Genomic DNA, 10,592 nt, shown 5'->3' with positions numbered 1-10,592 from the left:
GGGGTTGCCCCGCGGAGCGGACCGCGGCTAGGATGCCCCGCAACCGGCGCCGGCGGCCCCCGGCGGCCGGGCGACCCACGCCCTACCTGGAGGCGATCGATGACCTCGAAGTTCGTGGCCGCGGCGGCCATCCTGTTGCTCATCGCGTCCCCGGCCGCCCACGCGGCCGAGGTCTTCATGCCGCGCAGCCCGGCGCTCCGCCCCGACGGCGAGACGGTCGTCTTCAGCTTCCAGGGCGACCTGTGGCGCGTGCCGTCGCAGGGCGGGGAGGCGGCCCGCCTGACCGCCCACCGGGCCTACGACACGGCGCCGGTCTTCTCGCCCGACGGCCGCAGCCTGGCCTTCGCCTCCAACCGCTTCGGCGACGACGACGTGTTCGTCATGCCCCTGGCGGGCGGCCCGCCGACCCGCCTCACCTTCTCCGGCACCGGCGACGTCCCACGCGCCTTCTCCCCGGACGGACGCACCGTCTACTTCACGTCGCGGCGCCTGTTCGACTACCCGATGTCGCCCCAGATCCACGCCGTGCCGGTGACCGGCGGCCAGCCCGTGCGCCTGGTCGACGTCTTCGCCGACGAGGTCGCCACCGCCGACGGCCGCACCTTCGTCTACGCCGAGGGCAGCACCGGCGGCGGGCGCATGCGCTACCGCGGCACCTACCAGCGGGAGATCTACGCCTGGACGCGCGGCGGCGACCCGGCGGCCCTGACCGCCAACCGCGGCTACGACACCAACCCCATGGTGGCGCCCGACGGCCGGATCACCTGGCTGTCGGACCAGGACGCAGCGCTGACCGCCAACGTCTGGACCATGGGCCCCGACGGCGCCGGCAAGCGCCAGCTGACGTTCTTCGAGGGGGACGGCGTGCGCGCGGCCTCTCTCGGCCTGGCCGGCCGCCGCCTGGTCCTGGAGCGCGGCACCGACCTCTACCTGTTCGAGCCCGGCGCCGGCGAGCCCCGCCGCCTCGCCATCGACGTGGCCGCCGACCAGATCGAGAACCCGGTGGTCGTCGAGACGAAGACCGCCGACGCCGACGACCTCGCCGTTGCCGACGACGGCGACGAGCTCGCGCTGGCGATCGCCGGCGAGATCGTGCTGCTGAACCGCAAGCAGGGCGGGCGCGCCGTCGTGGCGGTGCCCGGCCCCGCCCTCGAGCAAACGCCCGCCTTCCGTCCCGGCGGCGCCGACACCCTGCTGCTGGTCAGCGACCGCGACGGCGAGGACGCCGTCTACCTGCTCGTCTCCGGCGACGGGGACGACGCCCGGCTGCGCACGGCCCGTCGCCACGAGTTGGTGCGCCTGACCGGCGGCAACGTGCCCTGCGGTCGCGCCGCCTGGTCCCCCGACGGCCGCCGCATCGCCTACGTGCGGGGGCTGGGCGACCTGCACGTCATGAAGGCGGACGGGTCCGGCGACGAGACGCTCGTGCGCCACTGGGACCTGGACTCCTTCGCCTGGTCGCCCGACGGCCGCTGGCTCGCCATCGGCCGCGCCGACCGCGACTTCAACACCGACATCTGGCTGGTGCCCGCCGAGGGGGGCGAGGCCGTGAACGTCACGCGCCACCCCGCCTACGACGAGAACCCGGTCTGGTCGCCCGACGGCCGCCAGCTCTATTGGTCCACCACGCGCCACGCCCACGACCCCGGCGACCGCGGCCACGACGTCTACGCGCTCTACCTCACGCTCGCCGACCACGAGCGCACGCGCGAGCAGTGGGAGGTCGAGCAGAAGTCGCGCGACGAGAAGAAGAAGGACGCCGACAAGGAGAAGGGCGGCGACAAGGACGGCGACAAGGACAAGGATAAGGAGAAAGAGAAGGAGAAGATCGTCGTCACCGTCGACTTCCAGGACATCCACCTGCGTGGCCGCCGCCTCACGAACCTGCCGGACGACGAGCGGCCCGTGGCCGCCGAGCCCCACGGCGACCGCGTCTACTTCCTGGCGCAGCGGGGGGAGGCGAGCGACCTCTGGTCGGTGGACCGCTTCGGCGAGGACCGCAAGGCCGTGACCGAGGGCGACGCGAAACCCCGCCGCCCTTACCTGGACGCCAAGGGCAAGACCTTCACCTACCTCAAGGGCGGCAAGCCGGCCACGACGCCGGCCGAGGGCGGCAAGACCGAGACCGTGAGCTTCACCGCGCGCTTGACCATCGACCGTCCTGCCGTGCGGCTGCACGTCATGGACGAGGCCTGGCGCACCCTGCGCGACCGCTTCTACGACCCCGACATGCACGGCGTCGACTGGCCCGGACTGCGCGGCAAGTACGCCGCCTGGGTGAAGGGCGTGGCCCACGACACCGACTTCGGCGACGTCATGAACCTGATGCTCGGTGAGCTGAACGCCAGCCACATGGGCTACCGGCCGGGCTGGGAGCCGATCGGCGACTACGGCGACGACGGCTGGCTCGGCCTGGAGTTCGATCCCGCCCACGACGGCGAGGGCCTGAAGGTGTCCCGCGTCCTGCGCAACGGGCCCTGCGACCGCGAGCGCTCCCGCCTGCGGCCGGGCGACCTGCTGCTGTCGGTCGGGGGCCGGACCGTCGGCCGTGAAGCGAGCCTGGAGGCCGCGCTGGAGAACGGCGCCGGCGTCCCGCTGTGGATCGAGGCGCGGCGCGGGGGCGAACGGCTCGAGTTCGAGGTCGTGCCCCAGAAGTGGACCGACGAGCGCCAGCTGCAGTACCTCGCGACCGAGCGCGAGCGCCGCGACGCCGCCGAACGGCGCAGCGACGGCCGCGTCGGCTACGTGCACATCCAGGGCATGGGCCTCGGCGAGGTCGAGCGCTTCCAGCAGGAGCTGTTCGCCGCCGCCGACGGCAAGGAGGCGCTGGTCATCGACGTGCGCGACAACGGCGGCGGCTGGACCACCGACCTGCTGCTGACGATCCTGACGCAGCCGGTGCACGCCTTCACGATCAGCCGCGACGGCGAGGTCGGCTACCCGCAGACCGAGCGCCAGACCTTCACCCGCTGGTCGAAACCGGTGGCGGTGATCTGCAACGAGGGCAGCTACTCCAACGCCGAGATCTTCAGCCACGCGATGCAGACCATCGGCCGCGGGCCGGTGATCGGCGCCGAGACCGGCGGCAACGTCATCTCCACCGGCGCCTTCGCCAACCGCTACCGCGGCTTCGTGCGCCTGCCCTTCCGCGGCTGGTGGATCTGGGGCGACGAGCACCGCCTCGAGCGCAACGGCCGCCCCCAGGAGGCCAAGCGCGACGGGGCGGGCTGCGTGCCGGACGTGCCGGTCGCGCTGACCCCGGCCGACCGCCTACACCGCCGCGATCCGCAGCTCGATCGCGCCGTGGACCTGATGATCGAAGCGGCCGACGCCGAGCGGCGCAAGCCGCAGCCGGCGCCTCGCGCCGAAGGTTGACCCCACCGCGGCGGCGCCGGCCCGCACCGGCGCCGCCGCGACCCGGAAGGACGCGCATGAGCCAGACCCGCCGCGAACCCGCCATCCGCGTGCTGATGATGCCGCGCGACACCAACGCCCACGGCACCATCTTCGGCGGCGTCATCCTCAGCCACATCGACCAGGCCGGCGCCGTGGCCGCCCACCGCCACGGCTGCCGCCGCGTGGTGACCGTGGCGATGGAGAAGGTCGTCTTCCACGCCCCGGTGCGGGTGGGCGACCTCGTCAGCTTCTACACCGAGATCGAGCGGACGGGGCACACCTCCGTCACCGTGCGCATCGAGGTCGAAGCCGAGCGCCGCGACGGCGAGGCCGTCAAGGTGACCGGCGCCGACGTGACCTACGTGAACATCGGCGATCGCGGGGAACCGGCGCCCATCCCGGCCGCACCCGGATCGTGAAGGGCGACGGCGGCGGCGGCTTCTACGACGATCCCGTCGTCTACGACATCCTGGCCGCACCCGGGACGGCCGCCGAGCTGGACGTCCTGGACGCGATCGTCGCGGCCTGGGCGGTCCTGGAAGACGGCCCGCGCCTGTGGCTGGAGCCGGCCTGCGGCACCGGGCGCTGCCTGCGGGAGTGGGCGGCCAGGGGCCGCCGGGCCGTCGGTTTCGACGTGAGCGCCGCGATGGCGAGCCACGCCCGCCGCCGGCTGCGCCGCCGTGGCCTGGCTGCAAGGGACGAGGTGCTGGTGGCCGAGGTGCTGGTGGCCGACATGGCCGACTGCGGCGACCTGCTGCCGCCGGGCGGGGTCGACGTCGCCTACCTGCCCGACAATTCCTTCCGCCACCTACCGGACGATCGCGCGGCGCGGGCCCACCTGGACGGGATGGCCCGACTGCTGCGCCCCGGCGGCGTCTACGTCCTAGGCCTCAGCTTGACGAGCCCACAGGGCGAACCGCCGGACGAGGATGTCTGGACGGCGTCGCGCGGCGGGATCCGCGTGACCCAGGTCGTGAACTACCTGCCGCCGGGCCCGGACGGGATCGGCCCGCGCCTCGAGCGGGTGATCAGCCACCTGGTGGTGAGCCGGGCCGGCGTCGAAGAGCATCGGGACCACGTCTACGACCTGCGCACCTACACGCCCCGGCAGTGGGACGCGCTGCTGGGTCGCAGCGACCTCCAGCGGCTGGCGAGTCTCGACCGGCTGGGAACGCCGCGCGCCGGGCGCGACCTCCCCTACCAGCTGGAGGTGCTCGCCCGGCGCGGTTGATCGTGCCTGCGGACCGCGGGTCAGCGGTCGCCGTACATCGCCTTCACGTCGCCCCAAGCCGATGCGTCCGCATCGACGGGATCGCACGGCAGCGCCGGGAACACGCCGGTCACCTGGCCGAAGCTGCTGTACGTGCCGAACTTCTGGCTCAGGAAGCTGTTCGGCGTGACGATCGCCGCCGGCGGCTTGTTGGAGTAGAACACGAGCCGGCCCCAGCCGACGGGTCCCGGCCCCCTGATCGAGCCGGGATGGGGCTCGAATTTCAGCAACGGCTCCGTGATGTTCAGCGACGGGTCGCCATCGACCTCGTACTGGGCCAGGCAGAGGATCTCGCGCGTCAGATCGGAGTGGATCACCATGCCGGCGTTGAAACCCCACAGCACGCCGGCCGCGAGGTCGTTCTCGGTGCAGGTCGTGCCCGCGCCCAGGGACAGGTTGAGGTGGCTGAGCCCACGTGAAGGCTGGTTCTGCCAGTTCACGGCCAGGGTGTAGCGCCATTCGCCGATCCCGTGCGGCCCGACGTACTCGGCGGTGATCACGCCGGACAGGTCGCTGGCGAGAGCCGCGCCGGCCGGCGCCAGGGCCAGGATCGCCACGGCCGCGAGCTGCAGGTATCGTAGCGTTCTGCAAGTGTTCATGTCGCCCTCGCTCTGTTTGCGAGGGAACGCTGGGATCCGGGAAGAAACCCCGGCGCCGTCCGCTCCCTCACGATCCCCCATGGGAAAGGTCCCCTGGACCGCTCCCTGTCACCTGACTGGAAGAACCGTGCCCGTCGCGGCGCGGGGAGGCCCATGCGCATCGTTTCGTGGAACGTCAACGGCCTGCGCGCCGCCCTGGGCAAGGGCCTGCGCGAGTCGATCGCCCGGGTCGCCCCGGACGTGCTCTGCCTGCAGGAGACGCGGGCCCTGCCCGAACAGGCGGCCGCGGGGCTGGAGGGTTACCACGAGTTCTGGAACCCGGCGCGCAAGCCCGGCTATTCCGGCGTGGCGGTGATGACGCGGACCGCGCCCCTGGACGTGCGGTGCGGCGGCGTGCTGTCCGGTCTCGACGACGAGGGGCGCACGCTGGCGCTGGAGTTCCCCGACTTGTTCGTGGTCTCGGTCTACACGCCCAACGCGCAGCGCGGCCTGCTGCGGCTGCCGGACCGCATGCGCTGGGACGCGGCCTTCCTGGCCTACCTGCGGGAGCTCGAGCGGGTGAAGCCGGTCGTCGTCTGCGGCGACTTCAACGTCGCCCACCGCGAGATCGACCTGGCCAACCCGAAGCAGAACGTGAACAACGCCGGCTTCACCCCCCAGGAGCGCGCCGGCTTCGACGCCCTCATCCGCACCGGTTTCGTGGACACCTTCCGGGAGTTCGAGACCGGCGGGGGACACTACACCTGGTGGACCTGGCGCGTGGACGCCCGCGCCCGCAACATCGGCTGGCGCATCGACTACGCCCTCATCTCTGCCTCCCTGCGACCACGCCTGCGCTCCGCTTCCATCCTTTCCGACATCCACGGCTCGGATCACTGCCCTGTCGAGGTTGTCCTGGACTGAGCGCAGAGGAGCTTGGCAGTGCGGATGGGCCCGTTCCGGGGGCGTCTGCAGGCCCTCTGCGCCAGGAGGGCGCAGAGGGTCGGCAGCCGAGCGAGCCGGTCACAGGATGTGACCGGCAAGCGCCCCCCGGCACGGGCCCATCCGCACTGCCAAGCTCCTCGGCACCCAACCTGACAATTCCTTGTCAGTATCCGCAAATTTCAAGTGATGTCGGGAACTGTTGCCCCGGGGATCGCATATAGCTAAAGTATGTATTCCTTCCTCGCGGCCGGGGGCCCGTTTCGGTTCCGGGCGGCGCGAGGGATGACCCGACGAGACAACGTGGAAAGGAACCGTCATGAAGAAACTGATCACGCTCCTGGTCGTCGCCCTGTCCGTCGTCGCCCTGGTGGCGATCGGCGCCCAGGCCGGAGGGCCGGGTTGTGCGCAGAAGGCCGCCGCCGGCGACAAGGCCGCCTGCGCGACCAAGACCGCTGAGGGCTGCAAGGCCAGCTGTACCGGCGACAAGGCCGCCTGCTCGGGCCACGCTTCCACCGACGGCGTGAAGTCGGCTTGCGGCGCCCAGGCCGCCTGCACCGGCGACAAGGCCGCCTGCGCGGCTCACGCCTCCGCCGACGGCAAAGCCTGCACCCCCGAGATGAAGGCCGCGTGCGCCGCGGACAAGGCCGCCTGCGACGCCGCGCTGTCGTCCATGCATCCCTGCTGCGCCAAGGCCGTCGCCGAGGGCAAGGGTTGCTGCGGCAAGGACGCCGCCGGCCTGAAGGCCGCCTTCGACCAGAAGGCTGCCGACGCCAAGGCCGCGGCCGCGAAGGCTTCCAGCTAGCCTCGTCGCGATCCCGCGTCAGCGCCGACCCCGGTTTCCTCGCGGAGGCCGGGGTCGCGCGTTGACGGCGGGTCGTCTACCTTGACCGCCGTTCGCGACACGACGTCATCCGGGAGGACGCTCCATGCCGAAGATCGGAACCAAGGCCCCGTCGTTCACGCTGCCGAACCAGCGGGGCGAGAAGGTCAAGCTGTCCGACCACCTGGGAAGCAAGGTGGTCCTGTTCGCCTTCCCCAAGGCCAACACGCCGGGTTGCACCGCCCAGGCCTGCGGCTTCTCCGAGGCGCTGCCGCGCTTCGCGAAGAAGGGGGTCGTGATCCTCGGGATCAGCCCCGACGCGCCGGCGGCGCTGGCCCGCTGGAAGGAGCAGCAGGGTCTGGCGTTCGACCTGCTCTCCGATCCCGACCACAAGGTGCTGGCGAAGTGGGGCGCCTGGGGCGAGAAGAGCATGTACGGCAAGAAGTACGAGGGCGTGATCCGCTCGCACTGGATCGTGGGCGAGGACGGGCGCATCCTCGACGAGCGGATCAAGGTCAGCCCGGCGGACAGCGTGGCGCTGGCGGAGAAGTTCCTGGCCGGGAGCTGAGGGGGAGGGGCACTCCCGCTGGACAGTCCCCGCTCCCGAGCCTAGTGTTGTCGGCGACCGCGGCCTGGCCGGCCGCCCGCGCAACTCATGTCCTCACGAGCGAGGTCCCATGTCCGAGACGCCGAACAACTTCATCGAAGAGATCATCCGCGAGGACAACCGCACGGGCCGCTGGGACGGCCGCGTCCACACGCGCTTCCCGCCCGAGCCCAACGGCTACCTCCACATCGGGCACGCCAAGAGCATCTGCCTCAACCACGGGCTGGCCCAGAAGTTCGGCGGCAAGTTCAACCTGCGCTTCGACGACACGAACCCCGAGAAGGAGGAGCACGAGTACGTGACCTCCATCGTCGAGGACGTGCGCTGGCTCGGGGCCGACTGGGAGGACCGGCTGTTCTTCGCCTCGGACTACTTCGAGCGCATGTACGAGCTGGCCGAGCAGCTCGTGAACGCCGGCAAGGCCTACGTCGACGACCAGACCGACGAGCAGATCAAGGAGACGCGCGGCACCGTCAAGACGCCGGGCTCCGACAGCCCGTGCCGCGGCCGCGCGCCCGCCGAGAACCTCGACCTGCTGCGCCGCATGCGCGCCGGCGAGTTCCCCGACGGGTCCAAGGTCCTGCGGGCGAAGATCGACATGGCCTCGCCGAACATGCTGCTGCGCGACCCGCTGGTCTACCGCATCCGCCACGCCGAGCACCACCGTACCGGCGACCAGTGGTGCCTCTACCCGATGTACGACTGGGCGCACGGGCTCGAGGACTCCATCGAGGGCATCACCCACTCGATCTGCACGCTGGAGTTCGAGGTCCACCGCCCGCTGTACGACTGGTTCCTGGAGCAGCTCGGCGTCTACCGGCCGCAGCAGATCGAGTTCGCGCGCCTCAACCTCACGCACACGGTCATGAGCAAGCGCAAGCTGCTCAAGCTGGTGCAGGACGGCCTGGTCGACGGCTGGGACGACCCTCGCATGCCCACCATCTGCGGCCTGCGCCGCCGCGGCTACACCGCCAGCGCGATCCGCGACTTCTGCGACCGCATCGGCGTGGCGCGCGCCGCCAGCACCGTCGAGTACGCGCTGCTGGAGCACTGCCTGCGCGAGGAGCTGAACCTGTCGGCGCCGCGCGTGATGGCGGTGCTGGACCCGCTGAAGCTCGTCATCACCAACTACCCCGAGGGCGAGGAAGAGCTGGTCGACTGCCTGAACAACCCCGAGGACCCGTCCGCGGGCGAGCGCGAGGTGCCCTTCTCGCGCGAGCTGTGGATCGAGCGCGACGACTTCCAGGAGAACCCGCCGCCGAAGTTCTTCCGCCTCGCTCCGGGCCGCGAGGTGCGGCTCAAGCACGCGTACTACGTCGTCTGCGACGAGGTCGTGAAGGACGACGCGGGCCGGATCGTCGAGCTGCGCTGCACCTACGACCCGCAGTCCCGCGGCGGCGGCACCCCCGACGAGCGCAAGGTCAAGGGCACGCTGCACTGGGTCTCGGCGCCCCACGCGCTCGACGCCGAAGTGCGCCTCTACGAGCAGCTGTTCAGCGACCCCTTCCCGGGCGTTTCGGAGGGCTGCGCCGATCCGCTGGACTGCCTGAACCCGCAGTCGCTCACCATCCTGAAGGGCTGCAAGCTCGAGCCGGGGCTGGCCGCGGCCGAGCCCGGCCACAGCTGCCAGTTCCTGCGGCACGGCTACTTCTGCGCCGACGCGCGGCACTCGCGCCCCGGCGCGCCGGTGTTCAACCGCACCGTGTCGCTCAAGGACAGTTGGGCCAAAGAGCAGAAGAAGGTCTGACCGTCACCCGCCGGGAGGCTCGATGAAGTCCCTGCTCGTCTGCTGTTGCGCGGTCCTGCTGTGCGGCGCCGCGGCCCCGTCGGCGCGCGCCGACGACGCGTTCACGGTCGAGGCCTTCCTGCAGGTGCCGACGCTGACCGCACCCGCCGTCTCCCCCGACGGGACGCGCGTGGCGTACCTGAAGCGCTGGCGGGACCTGGAAGCGGACAAGAACCGCCGCGAGATCTGGGTGGCCGAGGTCCGGGGCGGGGAGCCCCGCCGCGTGACCTACGACGAGCACGTCGTGGGCGGGGTCGGCTGGCGTCCCGACGGCGCCCTGAGCTACCTGGCCAAGCGCGGCGAACAGACCCAGGTCTGGGTCAACCCGCTCGACGGCACCGAGCCGCGCGCGGTCACCGACCTGCCCGACGGCCTGAGCGCCTACTGGTGGTCGCCCGACGGAACGCGCCTGGCCGTGCTGGCGGCACCGGCCGAGGCCGCAGCGGACACCGCGGCCGAAGACGAGGACCGCGCCGACTGGACGGTGCTGGACCGCCTCGATCATCCCGAGGACTACGACCAGCTCTGGATCGTGCCGGTGGAGCGCGACGGGCCCGCGCCGACGGAGCCCGCGCAGCTCACGCATGCGCCGCTGTACCCGTCGCACGTCGCCTGGTCGCCCGACGGCGCGACGCTGGCGCTGACCTACAACGAGCGCTTCTCGACCCTGGTCGACGAGGAGCAGCGCGTGGGCCTGATCCCGGCCGCCGGCGGCGAGATCACGCTCATCAGCGACCCCGACCGCCACGCCTCGCTGGCCGCGTTCTCGCCCGACGGCCGCCGGCTCGCCTACTACATGGACCGCGCCGACGCGCTGCGCTCCTACCTCAACCTCAAGAGCCTGTTCGTGCGCGACCTCGCCACCGGTGCCGAGAGCGACCTCGCGCCGCTGTCGCAGTCCTGCCTGTCGGGCTCCGGCTCCACGCCCGAGGATCCCCCGTTCTGGTCGCGCGACGGCCGCTGGATCACCTTGCGGGTGGGGGAGGGCCGGGACATCGATCTGTGGCGCGCCGACGTGCGGCAGGGCGGCCTGCAGAAGCTGACCTCGTTCGCGGGCAACGTCACCGAGATGGACCTGGCCGCCGACATGATCGCCTTCGTCGAGAGCGAGCAGCACCGGCCCGGCTCGGTGCGCGCCGGCACGGCCGCCAAGCCGGCGTCCGCGCGCCTGCTCGCGAGCGTCGACGACG

9 protein-coding genes are annotated in these 10,592 nt (G+C 71.8%); 8 read left to right on the top strand and 1 reads right to left on the bottom strand.

Annotated features, from left to right (window positions below; genetic code table 11):
• The first annotated feature begins 99 nt into the window (after positions 1-99).
• The 3 genes from Q7W29_12550 to Q7W29_12540 are packed head-to-tail and all read left to right on the top strand — an operon-like array spanning position 100 to position 4,627.
• Positions 100-3,375, top strand: a complete 3,276-nt coding sequence (locus Q7W29_12550) for a S41 family peptidase (protein MDO9172648.1) — start codon at positions 100-102, stop codon at positions 3,373-3,375.
• Between the two features lie 56 nt (positions 3,376-3,431).
• Positions 3,432-3,815 (top strand): acyl-CoA thioesterase, encoded by a 384-nt coding sequence (locus tag Q7W29_12545; GenBank protein MDO9172647.1) that lies wholly within the window; start codon positions 3,432-3,434, stop codon positions 3,813-3,815.
• Entirely contained in the window at positions 3,812-4,627 is an 816-nt protein-coding gene (locus Q7W29_12540) for a class I SAM-dependent methyltransferase (protein ID MDO9172646.1), read from the top strand. Before Q7W29_12545 ends, Q7W29_12540 begins: the two co-directional genes overlap by 4 nt.
• Positions 4,628-4,647: 20 nt before the next feature.
• On the opposite strand, the gene Q7W29_12535 is transcribed toward Q7W29_12540, so the two are convergent.
• Positions 4,648-5,265 (bottom strand): hypothetical protein, encoded by a 618-nt coding sequence (locus tag Q7W29_12535; protein MDO9172645.1) that lies wholly within the window; start codon positions 5,263-5,265, stop codon positions 4,648-4,650.
• Positions 5,266-5,418: 153 nt separating this feature from the next.
• Here Q7W29_12535 and Q7W29_12530 point away from each other — a divergent pair, with 153 nt between their 5' ends.
• The 5 genes from Q7W29_12530 to Q7W29_12510 form a co-directional block, all read left to right on the top strand.
• Positions 5,419-6,168 carry an exodeoxyribonuclease III gene (locus Q7W29_12530; protein MDO9172644.1) on the top strand — a complete coding sequence of 250 codons (750 nt, stop codon included), beginning with the start codon at positions 5,419-5,421 and terminating at the stop codon, positions 6,166-6,168.
• A 337-nt stretch (positions 6,169-6,505) separates the two neighbouring features.
• Positions 6,506-6,991, top strand: coding sequence for a hypothetical protein (locus Q7W29_12525; protein MDO9172643.1), 486 nt, complete (start codon positions 6,506-6,508; stop codon positions 6,989-6,991).
• A gap of 124 nt (positions 6,992-7,115) precedes the next feature.
• The gene (gene bcp / locus Q7W29_12520; GenBank protein ID MDO9172642.1) at positions 7,116-7,577 is read left to right on the top strand and encodes a thioredoxin-dependent thiol peroxidase; all 462 of its coding nucleotides are present in this window, start codon (positions 7,116-7,118) and stop codon (positions 7,575-7,577) included.
• Between the two features lie 109 nt (positions 7,578-7,686).
• On the top strand, positions 7,687-9,363 hold the full coding sequence (locus Q7W29_12515; protein MDO9172641.1) for a glutamine--tRNA ligase/YqeY domain fusion protein: 1,677 nt from the start codon (positions 7,687-7,689) through the stop codon (positions 9,361-9,363).
• A gap of 22 nt (positions 9,364-9,385) precedes the next feature.
• Positions 9,386-10,592: hypothetical protein (locus tag Q7W29_12510; protein MDO9172640.1), on the top strand; the 1,207-nt coding region annotated here is incomplete at its 3' end.

It is taken from the genome of bacterium, from assembly GCA_030654305.1.
GTDB lineage: Bacteria > Krumholzibacteriota > Krumholzibacteriia > LZORAL124-64-63 > LZORAL124-64-63 > PNOJ01.
The sequence above is the reverse complement of the archived record's forward strand: the minus strand, read 5'-3'. Positions and strand labels throughout refer to the sequence as shown.

Coding starts and splice junctions, on each gene's coding strand:
- Q7W29_12545 (MDO9172647.1), top strand. CDS start 3,432: ATGAGCCAGACCCGCCGCGAACCCGCCATCCGCGTGCTGATGATGCCG.
- Q7W29_12525 (MDO9172643.1), top strand. CDS start 6,506: ATGAAGAAACTGATCACGCTCCTGGTCGTCGCCCTGTCCGTCGTCGCC.
- Q7W29_12535 (MDO9172645.1), bottom strand. CDS start 5,265: ATGAACACTTGCAGAACGCTACGATACCTGCAGCTCGCGGCCGTGGCG.
- Q7W29_12530 (MDO9172644.1), top strand. CDS start 5,419: ATGCGCATCGTTTCGTGGAACGTCAACGGCCTGCGCGCCGCCCTGGGC.
- bcp (MDO9172642.1), top strand. CDS start 7,116: ATGCCGAAGATCGGAACCAAGGCCCCGTCGTTCACGCTGCCGAACCAG.
- Q7W29_12550 (MDO9172648.1), top strand. CDS start 100: ATGACCTCGAAGTTCGTGGCCGCGGCGGCCATCCTGTTGCTCATCGCG.
- Q7W29_12515 (MDO9172641.1), top strand. CDS start 7,687: ATGTCCGAGACGCCGAACAACTTCATCGAAGAGATCATCCGCGAGGAC.